The sequence below is a fragment of the Corynebacterium sp. Marseille-P8863 genome, from assembly GCF_946902955.1.
Lineage (GTDB): Bacteria > Actinomycetota > Actinomycetes > Mycobacteriales > Mycobacteriaceae > Corynebacterium > Corynebacterium gottingense.
In genome coordinates this window covers 349,153-363,104 of sequence record NZ_CAMPQC010000001.1, presented here as the reverse complement: position 1 = coordinate 363,104, position 13,952 = coordinate 349,153, and the positions used below count along the sequence as shown (strand labels likewise).

The 13,952-nt window shown below is 68.0% G+C and carries 12 protein-coding genes; 6 read left to right on the top strand and 6 right to left on the bottom strand.

Annotated elements, in window-relative coordinates:
• Nucleotides 1-8: 8 nt before the first annotated feature.
• Nucleotides 9-536, bottom strand: a complete 528-nt coding sequence (locus tag OVO38_RS01785) for a hypothetical protein (RefSeq protein ID WP_267207611.1) — start codon at nt 534-536, stop codon at nt 9-11.
• 90 nt (nt 537-626) lie between these two features.
• Here OVO38_RS01785 and OVO38_RS01780 point away from each other — a divergent pair, with 90 nt between their 5' ends.
• Nucleotides 627-1,022 (top strand): DUF3151 domain-containing protein, encoded by a 396-nt coding sequence (locus tag OVO38_RS01780; RefSeq protein WP_267207610.1) that lies wholly within the window; start codon nt 627-629, stop codon nt 1,020-1,022.
• 18 nt (nt 1,023-1,040) lie between these two features.
• Entirely contained in the window at nt 1,041-1,679 is a 639-nt protein-coding gene (locus tag OVO38_RS01775; protein WP_267207609.1) for a hypothetical protein, read from the top strand.
• Between the two features lie 16 nt (nt 1,680-1,695).
• Here the strand turns inward: OVO38_RS01775 and OVO38_RS01770 are convergent, their stop codons facing one another.
• Nucleotides 1,696-2,847 carry a nuclease-related domain-containing protein gene (locus tag OVO38_RS01770; protein ID WP_095277627.1) on the bottom strand — a complete coding sequence of 384 codons (1,152 nt, stop codon included), beginning with the start codon at nt 2,845-2,847 and terminating at the stop codon, nt 1,696-1,698.
• Nucleotides 2,848-2,937: 90 nt separating this feature from the next.
• Nucleotides 2,938-3,999, bottom strand: coding sequence for a Cj0069 family protein (locus OVO38_RS01765; RefSeq protein WP_095537166.1), 1,062 nt, complete (start codon nt 3,997-3,999; stop codon nt 2,938-2,940).
• A 280-nt stretch (nt 4,000-4,279) separates the two neighbouring features.
• Here OVO38_RS01765 and OVO38_RS01760 point away from each other — a divergent pair, with 280 nt between their 5' ends.
• Both OVO38_RS01760 and OVO38_RS01755 read left to right on the top strand, forming a co-directional pair.
• A complete protein-coding gene (locus OVO38_RS01760; RefSeq protein WP_267207608.1) occupies nt 4,280-5,167 on the top strand; it encodes a sulfurtransferase in 888 nt (295 codons plus the stop codon).
• A gap of 115 nt (nt 5,168-5,282) precedes the next feature.
• On the top strand, nt 5,283-7,061 hold the full coding sequence (locus tag OVO38_RS01755) for an acetyl/propionyl/methylcrotonyl-CoA carboxylase subunit alpha (RefSeq protein ID WP_267207607.1): 1,779 nt from the start codon (nt 5,283-5,285) through the stop codon (nt 7,059-7,061).
• A 4-nt stretch (nt 7,062-7,065) separates the two neighbouring features.
• Here OVO38_RS01755 and OVO38_RS01750 read toward each other — a convergent pair whose 3' ends face one another.
• Entirely contained in the window at nt 7,066-7,959 is an 894-nt protein-coding gene (locus OVO38_RS01750; RefSeq protein ID WP_267207606.1) for a hypothetical protein, read from the bottom strand.
• 55 nt (nt 7,960-8,014) lie between these two features.
• Between OVO38_RS01750 and OVO38_RS01745 the strand changes: the two genes are divergently transcribed.
• Together OVO38_RS01745 and OVO38_RS01740 are read left to right on the top strand one after the other, a co-directional pair.
• Nucleotides 8,015-8,503, top strand: a complete 489-nt coding sequence (locus OVO38_RS01745; protein WP_267207605.1) for a GNAT family N-acetyltransferase — start codon at nt 8,015-8,017, stop codon at nt 8,501-8,503.
• 44 nt (nt 8,504-8,547) lie between these two features.
• Complete coding sequence (locus tag OVO38_RS01740; RefSeq protein WP_267207604.1) at nt 8,548-9,648, top strand: HNH endonuclease signature motif containing protein; 1,101 nt, start codon at nt 8,548-8,550, stop codon at nt 9,646-9,648.
• On the opposite strand, the gene OVO38_RS01735 is transcribed toward OVO38_RS01740, so the two are convergent.
• Nucleotides 9,645-10,442 (bottom strand): hypothetical protein, encoded by a 798-nt coding sequence (locus OVO38_RS01735; protein ID WP_267207603.1) that lies wholly within the window; start codon nt 10,440-10,442, stop codon nt 9,645-9,647. The genes OVO38_RS01740 and OVO38_RS01735 overlap by 4 nt on opposite strands.
• 37 nt (nt 10,443-10,479) lie before the next feature.
• The gene (locus tag OVO38_RS01730) at nt 10,480-13,908 is read right to left on the bottom strand and encodes a pyruvate carboxylase (protein WP_267207602.1); all 3,429 of its coding nucleotides are present in this window, start codon (nt 13,906-13,908) and stop codon (nt 10,480-10,482) included.
• Nucleotides 13,909-13,952: the final 44 nt, after the last annotated feature.

Sequence of the window (13,952 nt, the reverse complement as noted above, 5' to 3'; positions counted from 1 at the left end):
TCCTTCACTCACTCGCCACGGGCCTGGAGGAACTCGTCGAGCACATCCAGCTTGCCGGGACGCCCATCCACGTTCATACGCAGCCACCCGCCGATGGTATTGACCGGATTGCGCACACTCGACGGCAGACTCAGGTCGAGCTCGCCCGTCCCAAACAGCGCCTCGTAGACTTCGCGGCGCTGCTCGTCATCAGCTACACGCACCGTGATCGCCAACCGTATCGGCAGGTCCCCGCTACGGTTGCGGAAGTTGACGTCCGCACCTCCGTCGATGAGCCTTTGCACCAGCGCCCCGTCGCCCGCGCCGAGATGGCGATGCCGACCGAGCAGGATCGTCAGCGCGTTCTGCCCGTATTCCTCGCGCGACGCATCCGCGCCACGATCCAACATGTCGTTGCAGATCTTCGCGCGCGCCTCCGGGTCACCGTTGGTCAGCGCCCCGAACAACATGTCAGTCACATCGTTTTTCGCGGGATCGAAGACCTCGCAGAACTCTTCGTACGTTCCCTTCTTCGCAACGTAGAGCGGGCTTGCCATGGTGGTCTCCTTCGTGTCAGTTGCGTACTACTGTAAGGCAACTGGTGCGCGCTGGCACGTTGAAAAGCCCAAACTGCTAGCCTGGCCCGCATGGAAATCAACGACATGCTCGCACCCCCGCCGCTCCACCTGCCCGATGATCCAGCGAAGGGCAAGGACCCCCTGGCCCGCGAGACCGCGCTCGCGCACCCCGACTCGCCTGCAGTGTGGGCCGCCCGCGCCGAAAAGGAGCTCGACGGCGGCGACGAGCTGATCGCCTACGCGTACGCGCGCACCGGCTACCACCGCTCGCTCGACCGCCTGCGAGCCAACGGCTGGAAGGGCTGGGGCCCGGTCCCGGCCTCCCACGAGGCGAACGTGCCGGTGCTTAAGTCAATCGCCATGCTCGCGCTTGCTTCCAAGGCGATTGGCGACGACGCCGAGTACGACCGCTGCCGCCAGATGCTTTCCGACGCCGACCCGGCAAGCGTCGACACCCTGCTCTAATCCGGGCGAGGAGCCACGATGACACGCCCCGCACCAATCGTCGCACTCGCCGCGCTGCTCGCGCTCGCAGCGTGCGACGGCGACGAGCCAGCCCCCGCCCCCAGCACCGTCACTGAAACGCAGACCGTGCTTGACAGCCCCGCCGAACAACCTGTCGCGCAATCCGATGACCCCGCGCCGTCGTGCGACACCCCTCCCAACGACCCCCGCGAGGCCTACCCCGCCGGCTCCGCCCCTGGCCGCATGCCGGCAGATGACGGCAGCGACTTCAACTACTGGATCGAGGACATCGACAACGCCTACGACCCGTGCGCGCCGCTGAGCTGGATCGTCTTCCGCGGCTCGCTTGGCGACGAGCACCGCCCCGCCGGCACCGGCGCCTCCATCGCCGACGGTCTCGCTCTGTACGTCAACGGCGCGCCCGCCCAGGACATGGCGGCGGTAGACAAGATCGAGTCCGTCACCCCCACCCCCGACGGCGGCGTGGACCTGGCCTGGGGCGAGCGCACCGGCGCCACCGCCGAGGGCATCACCGCGCACTACACGGTGCATTTGCTCAACGACGGCGGCGCGGTTGTTCCCGTCTCTGGCAACATCAACGAGTTCAACAGGTGGTGGAACTACCCGGTCCACTATCTGCTCGGCACCTACGACTAACGGCGCCTAACGGCGCCTAGCTCTGCGGGTACCACTCGGTGCCCGGGGAGTTCGCCGCCACCGAGCTCATCGGGATCGGCTCGCGCAGGCGGCCGGCGTTGTGGAGCTCCGTGACGACGCGCGGCACGTCCTCCGCAGGAACGGCGATGATGGGGATCTGGCCATCCTCGTGCTGCTCAATCCTGCCGCCCCGCACGGTGCCGCCGACCACGGCAAGGATGATCATGGCGACGTCGCCGCGGTTGAGGCGCGATGCCTCGAAGCGCGTCGTCCTGGCCGCCTTCTCGCGGTACTGGCTGCCCGCGTGGTTCGGGCCTGCGGTGAACTGGCCGTTCTCATCCAGGCTGAGCTCGCCGGTCCAGTGCTTCGTGTCCACCATGATCACGCCCGCCGCGGTGGACAGGACGTGGTCCGCGTTGGCGGTCACCGCGCTCTTGCGGGACAGCTCGCCGAGCATGCCGATCACGCCCATCGCGAGGCCGAACTTACGGGTCTCCGGCGTCGTGCCGTAGAACATCTCGGACGTTGCGTCGTCGAAGCCGTCGACGGCCTTGGCCAGCCCGGAGCGGGAGTCGGTGCGGATCGTCACGTCGTGGGCAACCTCGATGGAGTCCGGCAGCTGTTGCTCGAGCATCTCACCGATCCGTTCCTCCGCCAGGTAACCGCGGGAGACGCGCTGCAGCGGCTCCGGCAGCCCGGTTTCCTCCGGGCGGCCCTGGCGCGCCAGCCCGACGAGGCGCTCGACCTCGGCGCGGCGTTTCTCATTGACCTGCTTCTCCAGGCCCTTGTTCACATACGCCTTGTTTTCCTTATCCTTGTTAATGCGGCGGTCCATGGAGCGGAAACCGCTCAGGCCCAGGTAGACCAGTGCGAGCACGCCCGCGAACATCATGATGCCGCCGAGGCCCTTGTTGAAGAGGGAAACGATAATGCCCAGGACAAACAGGACCGGGAAGAGGACGATGGCGATGAGCCGTCTCTGGGTGCGCTTCCGCGCCTTCTTCGCACGGTCGTCGTTTTCGCCCAGCCCGTACTTTTCGGCGTGCTCGCGCATCGCGAAAGTCACGGCGTAGCCGTCGACCTCGCTTTCCAAGTACTTGTCCACCTCGGACGCAAAGTCGGCCCATCCGCCTTGGCCGGGGCGGGTCTTCCCGTACACAGTTGCCATTCGCTACGTCTTCCTTCCGGTTGAGCCTCACTGATTAATAAGGCCAATTGCATTAAAGCATTACCTTTTCTGCAATGTACCGGAAACGCGTCAGGCGAACTTCGCCTCCACGCGGCCGATGGCCTCCTTGGCCACCAGCTCCTGGATGCCCATGTCCAGCTCGGAGGTGAAGCCGACGCAGGAGCAGTTGATCTCGCCGAGGACGTAGGTGTCCTGGCCGGTCTCGTCGTCGTCGGCAAGCATGAAGTCCGCGGTCCAGATCAGCGGAATGTTGTCGCCGCCGAGCTTCTCCGCTATCACCGGGCGGGCCGCGGCGAACATGTCCACCAGCTCCTGCCACTCCTCCGGCTTCTGGTAGGTGTACGTCGCGCCCGAGAACAGGGTCGCGGAGAACGCATCGCCGCCGGCCGCCGGCTTCTTGTGCACCACGAAGACGGGGTGCGGGCCGACGAGCAGGATGCGGATCTCGCCCTCGGTGATGCGCGGCATGAAGCGCATATCCACGAGCATGCCGTTGTCGCCGATGATGTACTGGTCGCAGAAATCCATGAACTCGCCCAGCTCGCGCTCCTCGGTGTGGTTGTCCACCGCCTCGGTGCACTTGAGCTTGGTGTCCAGCGGCAGGGCGGTGCCCGGCTCCAACGCCTCAGCCTGCGCCTTATCGGCCAGCCGGACGCGCCAGATGCCGGAGCCGGTGGAGCCGCGGTTCTGCTTGAGCACGCGCTCGCCGTAGGACAGGGAGGTCGGGAACGTGTCGTGGAAAGAAGCGACGTCGTAGTAGGCGGCCGTGTCGGCGGGCACGAGGTCGGTCTGGTTGAGCTTGACTAGCGCGTCCTTCGCCCCGTACGCCATCATTTCGGCCGGGGTGGACATGCCGACCAGGCCGGCGTCGGCAAGCTTGGTCAGCAGCTCGAAGTACCCTTTCTCCCCGCCCGGGATGTTGCCGGGGTTGACGCGCGAAATGTAGGCGTCGAAGCGCTCGGTGACGTACTCGAACAGCTTCTCCGACCACTCGGGGCGGTAGAAGACGACCTCGGCGTGCCAGCCGGCCGCCTTGATCGCGTCGACGATGGGCATGGTGTCTTTCCGGTGGCCGTTGAACTGCTTGTCAGATCCGCCCTCGACCTCGAAGACGACGATTGCTTTGTGCACGGGATGCCCTTTCTGTAGGCCTGGTTGGCAAGAGTCTCGGTGGCAGGCGCTGCCGAGCAGGTGTTACCCATGGAATTTTAAGGCCAGCGCTGCGGTTCCACCGCGCGAGCGGGCGTCAGGTGTGCAACTTCACAACTGGCTGGGTGCGCGCAGCGCAGCGACCAGTTCAAACGGGCGTCCAATCCGCCGTTTTGCTCCGGCGGTGCACGGCACGCGGTAGGGTGAGCGGTGAAATCGAGGCGAAGAAGCGTCGATAAGCATGCACCGAAGGGGAACCACTATGAGCATTGAGCTCGACGACAACCCGAAATTCAAGGACTTCGCGCACCCCGAGAAGTTCGTCTCCGCCGCGTGGCTCTCCGCGCGCCTGGGCAAGCCGGGGCTGCGCGTCGTGGAGAGCGACGAGGACGCTTACCTCTACGACATCGGGCACATCCCGGGCGCGGTGCGCATTGACTGGCACCGCGACCTCAACGACCCGGTCACGCGCGATTTCATCGACGGAGAGGCGTTTGCCAAGCTGATGAGCGAGCGCGGCATTACCCGCGACGACACGATCGTGGTCTACGGCGACAAGTCCAACTGGTGGGCTGCCTACACCGCCTGGGTCTTCGAGCTGTTCGGCCACCCGGACGTGCGCCTGCTCGACGGCGGCCGCGACGCCTGGATGGGCGAGGAGCGCGACACCTCCTTCGCCGTGCCGGAGTTCCCGGCCTCCGACTACCCCGTGGTCGAGCGCAACGACGCGCCGTACCGCACCTTCGCCGCCGATTTGCTCGCGGAGACGCCCGCGCAGCTTATCGACGCCCGCCCGGCCGACCAATACGACGGCACCGCCGAGGACCCGACCGCGGACCGCGCCCCTGGCAAGTCCCCGAGCACGCTACGCCACGGCCACATCCCGGGCGCGGTCAACGTGACGTGGGGCCGCTCCCTATTCCCGAACGCCCTGTTCAAGGACCTGCCGAACATCGCCGCGATCTACGAGGACTTCGACCCGAAGGACCGCACCGTGGTCTACTGCCAGCTCGGCGAGAGCAGCGCGCACACCTGGTACGTGCTCAACCACATCCTCGGCTTTGAAAACATCTCGCTGTACGACGGCTCCTGGGCCGAGTGGGGCAACATGGTGCGCGTGCCGGTGGAGCAGGGCTCCGGCGCCTCCTAGAATCTTGCGCTCGGGCGCGGAACTTCCGCCCCGCGACCTCCGGGTTGTAACATTGGGCACCGAAAACCGATATAGTTTGGCAACACTAATCGATTGCGAGAAAGACGGGATTTTCGTGCGTACTGAACCGAGCACCAGCCAGAACCCAGTCACCAAAGTCCTGGTGGCCAACCGCGGCGAAATCGCCGTGCGCGTGATCCGCGCCGCGAAAGACGCGGGCATCGCCTCCGTCGCCGTGTACGCTGACCCGGACCGGGACGCGCCGTTCGCAGCGCTTGCCGACGAAGCCTTCTCCCTCGGCGGCACCACCGCCGCAGAGTCCTACCTGGACATGGCCAAGATCCTCGACGCCGCCGCGAAGGCCGGCGCGGACGCCATCCACCCCGGATACGGCTTCCTGTCCGAGAACGCCGAGTTTGCCCGCCGCGTGATCGACGCGGGGCTGACCTGGATCGGCCCGTCGCCGGAGTCCATCGCCGCGCTGGGTGACAAAGTCACTGCCCGCCACATCGCCGAGGCGGCCAACGCTCCCATGGCGCCGGGCACCAAGGACCCGGTCGCGGACGCGGACGAAGTCGTAGCGTTCGCGGACCAGCACGGGCTGCCGGTGGCCATCAAGGCAGCGTTCGGCGGCGGCGGCCGCGGCATGAAGGTGGCGTACACCCGTGAGGAGATCCCGGAGCTGTTCGAGTCCGCCACCCGCGAGGCGACGGCCGCGTTCGGCCGCGGCGAGTGCTTCGTCGAGCGCTACCTGGACAAGGCGCGCCACGTGGAGGCCCAGGTGCTGGCGGACATGCACGGCAACGTTGTCGTGATGGGTACGCGCGACTGCTCCCTGCAGCGCCGCTTTCAGAAGCTCGTGGAGGAGGCGCCCGCGCCGTTCCTCACCGACGAGCAGCGCGAGCGCATCCACGCCTCTGCCAAGGCCATCTGCCGGGAGGCGGGCTACTACGGCGCCGGCACCGTGGAGTACCTCGTCGGCTCCGACGGGCTGATCTCGTTCCTGGAGGTCAACACGCGCCTGCAGGTGGAGCACCCCGTCACGGAGGCCACCACCGGCGTGGACCTGGTGCGCGAGCAGTTCCGCATCGCGCGCGGCGAGCAGCTGCGCTTCACCGAGGACCCGACCCCGCGCGGCCATGCCTTCGAGTTCCGCATCAACGGCGAGGACGCCACGGCCAACTTCATGCCCGCCCCGGGCACGGTCACCGAGTACGTCGAGCCGGCCGGCCCGGGCGTGCGCGTCGACTCCGGCGTGCGCGCGGGCTCCGTCATCGGCGGGCAGTTCGACTCCATGCTGGCCAAGCTCATCGTTTTCGGCGAGGACCGCACCGAGGCGCTGCAGCGCGCCCGCCGCGCCCTCGACGAGTACGTGGTCACCGGCTTCCCCACCGTCATCCCCTTCCACAAGGCGATTGTGAACGACCCCGCGTTCGTGGGCACCGAGGACTCCTTCGACGTGTACACGCGCTGGATCGAGGAGGAGTGGGTCAACGAGCTCACCAGCGACGACAACACCGACGACGCCGACGCTACAGACGACGCCGAGACGCGCACGTTCGCCGTCGAGGTCAACGGCCGCCGCATCGAAGTCGCGCTCCCCGCCTCCCTCGTCCTCGGCGGCGCCCAGCGCAAGAAGCCGAAGAAACGCCGCTCCGGCGGGTCCAAGGCGGCCGTCTCCGGCGACGCCGTGGCCTCCCCGATGCAGGGCACCGTGATCAAGCTCAACGTCGCCGAGGGAGACGCCGTGGAGGAGGGCGACGTCCTCCTGGTCCTCGAGGCCATGAAGATGGAGAACCCGGTCAAGGCCCACAAGGCCGGGACCGTCACCGGCCTCGCCGCCGAGGAAGGCGCCCAGGTGAACAAGGCCGCCGTGCTGATGGAGCTGAAGTAGCGGCCTACCCGAGGATCCCCTCGCCCCTCCACTCCACCACGGTCTGCAGGATCTGCCCGATGACCGGCGCGGATGCCGCGAGCACGCCGACGACGATGATCGCGATCACCGGCAGCGTGCCCTCTTCCAAACCGGTGCTGCCCTCGATGCGCTTGGCGGAGCCCGCGGCGGCGCCGCTGAGCGCGTCATCAGGCAGCTCCGCCTTGTGCACAGTCGGCTGCTGCACGCTGTAGTACTTCGAGATCAGCGCGATCTCGTCGGCCGACTCGACCGGCCCGCCGTTCTTCGCCGCCGACGCGCGCGACAGCTGGTGCTCCCCCTCGCTCTTCGACTCAATCACGCTCACCCCCGAGTACACGCCGAGGAACCCGTGCCCGGGCGCCCACACCGGCCCGCCAGAATCGCCGTGCTGCCCCGTCTCGCCGTCGAAGTACACGTTTTTGTTCACACTCCCCGCGTACTTCCCGCAGATCACGCGCCGCGAGGCCGCGCCATAGGTGCACACTTGCTGCCCCGGACGCATCTCGCTTATCGACGCCACCTCGTCCCCACTCCTCCCATTCCCCGCAAGGCGCACCCCGTCGTCCCAGCGGATCGCCGCCCAGTCGTTGCCCGTGACGCTGTCGCCCCAGCGCGAGGAGGGGTACAGGGTGCCGATTTCTGGGGTGAGCGTGCCGTCGACAAGCTTGACCCTCACCCTGTCCCCCGAAAGGCCGCAGTGCGCGGAAGTGTAGCTGATGTGCTCGGCGTGGTCGTTGAACGCGACGGCGCAGCTGGAACTGTCAGCAATGACGATCTGCGCGCCCTGCGCCACCGCGGTCGCCGCGTGCGCGGGCGGGGCCACGGCGGCGGTGGCGGCGATCGTGGCGGTGAGGGCGACGGCGACTCGGTTACGCATACGGCAGATCCTACAACCAGCAGCGTCCCTGCTCCGAGTTGCTATCGTGGGGCGCATGACATTTCAATTCCGACGCGCCGTCGAAGCCGATCGCACCTACCTCCAGCGCCTGAACTACCTCACCGAGGTGTTCGGCGACGAGGACGCGCCGATGCACGAGCAGCACCGCGACAGCATCGTCTCCGGCGTCGACGACTACGTCTACGGCTGGGACCCGGATTCCGACGGCGGCATCATCGCCACCGACGAATTCCACACCCCCGCCGGCGGCCTCTGGTTCCGCTACTGGGACGCCCCGTCCAAGGGCCACGCCAACCTCGGCCCCGACATCCCCGAGCTGGCCATCGCGATCGAGGGCCGCTTCGCCGGGCAGCGCCTCGGCGCGCTCCTCCTCGAGCAGGCCGTGCAGCTGGGGCGCGAGCAGGGCGCCGAGCGCCTCGCCCTCTGGGTCGACCCGGACAATCCGCGGGCGCGCCACCGCTACGAGCAGTTCGGCTTTGACGACGTCAAGGGCCTCGACAACGTCATGGCCCTCGACCTCTAGAGTTCCGGTTGCGGGGTCCGTGCGCGTGGGTTAGCGTCGTGCGCATGGGGGAAGCACAACTGAAGGCCTTTTTCGCCTTCAAATCCGGGGGTATCGCGGCGCTCGAGCACGTCTACGACGCCGGCTACTCCGCCGAAGCGCTGACCGGCCTCGGCGCGGCCGATGACTACGCCGAGACGCTGTGCCAGCTGGCGTCGAAATTTTTCGCGCCCACCACGCACTCCCGCTATCAGCAGCGCGCCCGCGACGCCGCGCGGCGCAACAGTCACTGCGTCGAAACGCTCGACATGATCGTGTGCACGGGCCGCGCTATCACCGACCCCACCGACCGCTGGGACTACACCGAGCAGCTCTGCGCCACCCGCGGCGACACCGCGACGCTGACCAAGCGCGCCGCCACGCTGCGCAAGAAGTTCCTCGCGCCCCGCGTTCCCAAGGACGGCGCCACCATCCGGCGCAGCACGGCGCACGACAAGATCAGCGTGACGTTCACGGCCTCATCAAATGCGATGCAGGACGTCATCACCACCCTGGAGACGCGCGACGAGCACGGCGCGACGATCGACGCGATCGATTGGCTGGTGAACAACCGCTCGCTGTCCCAGGCCCCAGCGGCCGTCCACCTCATTGTCACCGACGACCAGATCGACCACATCCTCGCTGGCACCGACGACCAGCCGGACACCGAGCCGGTCGTGGTGACCAACACCGGGATCCGCATGACCACCAGCCAGGTGCTCGACCGCCACATCCTCCCCGACGGCTACATCACCCTCGCCTCCGGGCACCTCGGCCCCATTAACACGCACCGCATGCGCCTGGCCTCGCCAGTGCAGCGGCTCGCGCTCGAAGCGGACTCCCCGACCTGCTGCTGGCCCGACTGCAACACGCCAATCAGCGGGTGCCAGGCCCACCACCTCACCGAATACATCCAGGGCGGCGAGACCACCCCGGCGAACATGTGCTGGCTCTGCCCGCACCACAACGCCGTCAACGGCCAGCCGGGCCGCGGCCGCATGACCCGCATCGACGGCCGCATCGCCTGGGTCGGGCCGAACAACAGCCCACCCAAGTTCACCGGCCGGAGCTACACCCCGCACCGCGCCCCCGTCGGCGGCCCCGCCCAAGGCCGACCACCCGACTAGCCGTTGAAGATCAGGGATAGGACGGCGAGGAGCAGCTGCAACGCGCCGCTGAACACCGCGCGCAGCCAGGAATCACTGCTGCCCGCCGGCTCGGGCGGCGGCGGTTTCGGCGCGCCCGCCTGCGCGTCGTCGCTGAAGTAGCTGACGAACACGTCGATGATCGCGTCGCGGATCGGCCCGCCGTCGGCCGTCGTCGCGCCGAGCGTGAACGCTTTCGTGCGCCCCGTCAGGTTGTCGCGCCCGTCGAGCGACGCCGAGTGCACGCCGACGAAGCCGCGGCCCGGGATCCACATCGGCCCGCCGGAGTCGCCCGGGGCGCCGGGCTCGACGTCCACGAGGAACGAGTTGCCCACCCGCGCGTAGTAGGTGCCGCAGGTCGCGGCGCCGGTGGCCCAGCCGTAGTAGCAGACGGTTTCGCCACGCCGGATGTAGTCCAGCGGGATCTGCGCGTCGCCGGTGTACTCGTTCGGCCCGAGCTCGACGCCCGCGTCCCACCGGATGCGGGCCCAGTCGTTGGTCGTCTCCTCGCTGCGCGGCGAGGTGTCGAGGGTGCCGATTGCGGGGGACCACGTGCCGTCGTCAAGCACTTTGCGCACCCTGTTGCCGCTGGTGCCGCAGTGCGCGGCGGTGAAGCTTTCGCGCTCGCCGTTGAAGCCGACGGTGCACTCGGAGCCATTGACGACGACAGCGTCCCCCTGCCCCACCGTCACCGCCCCCGCCGCGGGCGCAGCCAGGAAAAGGGCCGCAGCCGCTGTCGCGACGCTGCGGCCCATCGGCACGGGAAGCATTCTCACCCGAGCAATTGTACCCAACTGCTCAGGTGGGCAAAACTTACTTTTCGGAGATGACGACCACCAGGTCGCCGCCCTCAACCTTGGTCGGCTGCGAGAACGCGAGACGCTCGATTGTGCCGTCCTGGGTGGCGGAGATGCCGGCCTCCATCTTCATGGCCTCGATGGTGGCGACCTGGTCGCCGGCCTTGACCTCGTCGCCGACCTTGGCTGTGATGTTCACCACGCCCGCGAACGGTGCGGCGACGTGGCCCGGGTTCGAGGCGTCCGCCTTCTCGGCCTCCGCGACCGTGGACTCGGCGTGCTCGTCGCGCACCAGCATCGGGCGGACCTGGCCGTTGACGGTAAGGATGACCTGGCGCATGCCCTTCTCGTCCGGCTCGCCGATGGCGTCCAGGCGCACGGACAGCGGCGGGCGCTGCTCGTCGATCTCGCCGTACCAGATCATGGTCTCCTCGCCCTCGACGAGGCCGTAGAAGAAGGTGCGGTCCGACAGCTGGTCGGTCACGCCGTAGGTGCGGCGGTGCTCCTGGAACTCGGCGTACTGCTTCGGGAACAGCAGCTTGTCCAGGGCCACGCGGCGGACGTCGTGGTCGTCGGACGCCAAGTCGCCCTCGAGCTCAGCAGGGACCTCGACGGTGTGGTCGACGGGGCTGCGGTCGGCCAGGGCGGCGTCGCGAAGCAGCGGCCAGCCGCCCGGGGGCGTGCCGAGCTCGCCCTGCAGGAAGCCGATGACAGACTCCGGAATGTCGTACTTGCGCGGGTTCTCCGCGAAGTCCTTCGGGTCCACGCCGGCGCCCACGAGGTGCAGCGCGAGGTCGCCGACGACCTTGGAGGACGGGGTGACCTTGGTCGGGCGGCCGAGGATCTCGTTAACCGCGGCGTAGTAGTCCTCGATCAGTTCGAAGCGGTCGCCCAGGCCCAGCGCGTTCGCCTGCGTGCGCAGGTTGGACAGCTGGCCGCCCGGGATCTCGTGCTTGTACACGCGGCCGGTCGGGCCGGGGATGCCGGACTCGAACGGGGCGTAGACCTGGCGCACGGCCTCCCAGTACGGCTCCATGTCGGAGACGGCCTGCAGGGAGATGCCGGTGTCGCGCTCCGTGTTGGCAAACGCGGCGACGAGCGCGGACATCGACGGCTGCGAAGTGGTGCCGGCCAGCGGCGCGGACGCCACGTCGACGACGTCGGCGCCGGCGTTGGCGGCTGCGAGGTAGGTGGCCAGCTGGCCGCCCGCGGTGTCGTGGGTGTGCACGTGGACCGGCAGGTCGAAGCGCTCGCGCAGCGCGGAGACCAGCTTCGCGGCGGCGGCCGGGCGCATGAGGCCCGCCATGTCCTTGATGGCCAGGACGTGGGCGCCGGCGTCGACAATCTGCTCCGCGAGGCGCAGGTAGTAGTCCAGCGTGTAGAGGTCCTCGTTCGGGTCCATGAGGTTGCCCGAGTACGCCATCGCGACCTCGGCGACGGTGGTGTTGGTCTCCAGGACCGCCTCGATCGCGGGGCGCATCTGGGAGACGTCGTTGAGCGCGTCAAAGATACGGAAGATGTCGATGCCGGAGGTGGCCGCCTCCTGCACGAACGCCTTGGTCACCGAGTCCGGGTACGGGGTGTAGCCGACCGTATTGCGGCCGCGCAGCAGCATCTGGATGTTCACGTTCGGCATCGCCTCGCGCATCTCGTCCAGGCGCATCCACGGCGATTCGTGCAGGAAGCGCATGCCCACGTCGTAGGTCGCGCCGCCCCAAGCCTCCACGGAGGTCAGCTCCGGGGTGAGGTGGCCGACGTGCTTCGCCGCAGCGACGAGCGTGTTGGTGCGGATGCGGGTGGCCAGGAGGGACTGGTGCGCGTCGCGGAACGTCGTCTCGGTGACGCCGAGCGCGGTCTGGTTACGCAGCTTCTCCGCCCACTTCTTCGGGCCGAGCTCGAGCAGCTCGTCGCGGGAGCCGCGCGGCGTGTCGGAGTACTCGGTGGTGGGCAGCTTTTTCGACGGCCGGATCGTGGTCGGTCGCGGACCGTTCGGCTTATTCACCGTGACGTTGGCCAGGTAGTCGAGGATGCGGCCGGCGTCGTCAGCTGCCGGCGGGGCCTCGAGCAGGAACGGGTGCGCGGCGATGTAGCCGGTGTTGATGCGCTCGTGCTGGAAGTCGTCCTGGGAGAGCAGCACGCGCAGGAAGCCGATGTTGGTGGAGACGCCGTTGACGGTGAACTCGTTGAGCGCGCGCAGGGCGCGGTCCACGGCGACCTGGAAATTGCGGCCGCGGCAGGTCATCTTGACCAGCAGGGAGTCGAAGTTCGGGGTGATCTCGGTACCGACGGACACGGAGCCGTCGAGACGCACGCCCGCGCCGCCCGGCGAGCGGTAGCCGGTGACGGTGCCGGAGTCGGGGCGGAAGCCGTTGTTCGGGTCCTCGGTGGTGATGCGGCACTGCAGGGCGGCGCCGTTGACCTCGATGAGGTCCTGCTCGAGGTGGACGTCCTCCAGCTTGGCGCCGGCGGCGATGTACATCTGGTTCTTCACGATGTCCACGCCCGTGACCTCCTCGGTCACGGTGTGCTCGACCTGCACGCGCGGGTTCATCTCGATGAAGACGTGGTTGCCCTTTTCGTCCACGAGGAACTCGACGGTGCCGGCGCCCTCGTAGTTGATCTCCTTGCAGAACTTCACCGCGTCCTCGCAGATGCGCTGGCGCTGCTCCTCGGTGATGTGCTGTGCAGGCGCGATCTCTACGACCTTCTGGTGGCGGCGCTGCAGCGAACAATCGCGCTCGTAGAGGTGGACCACGTTGCCGTAGGAGTCCGCCATGACCTGGACCTCGATGTGCTGCGGGTTGATCACGGCGCGCTCGACGTAGACGTTCGGGTCGCCGAAGGCGGCCTCCGCCTCGCGCGACGCCTCGGCGGCGAGCGCCTCCAGGTCTTCTGGCTTTTCCACGAAGCGCATGCCGCGCCCACCGCCGCCCGCGACGGCCTTGATGAAGACGGGGAACTGGAATTCCTTCGCGTACTCGGCAAGCTGTGCGACGTCCGAGGACGGCTCAGAGTCCTTCAGCGTGGGCAGCCCGGCGCGCTCGGCAGCCTGGACGGCGGCGGACTTGTCGCCGGTCAGGTCCAGGGTGTCCGCGGACGGGCCGATGAACTTAATGCCGTTGGCGTCGCAGGCGCGGGCCAGGTCGGCGCGCTCGGAGAGGAAGCCGTAACCCGGGTAGATCGCGTCCGCGCCGGTTTCCTTGGCGGCGCGGATGATCTCGTCTATGTCCAGGTACGCCTTGACGGGCTGGCCCTCCGTGCCGATCTGCACGGCCTCGTTTGCAAAGGGGCGGTGGAAGGAGTTGCGGTCCTCCCGCGGGTAGACCGCCACGGTTTTCGCACCGGTCTCAAACGCTGCGCGGAACGCGCGCACCGCGATCTCGCCGCGGTTGGCAACGAGGATCTTCTTGAAGGCGGGGAGGTCATTAAGTGGGAGTTGTTCCACGAGAACTTTGTCCTTTCGCTGTGTGCAAGGCACGGTTCGCATAT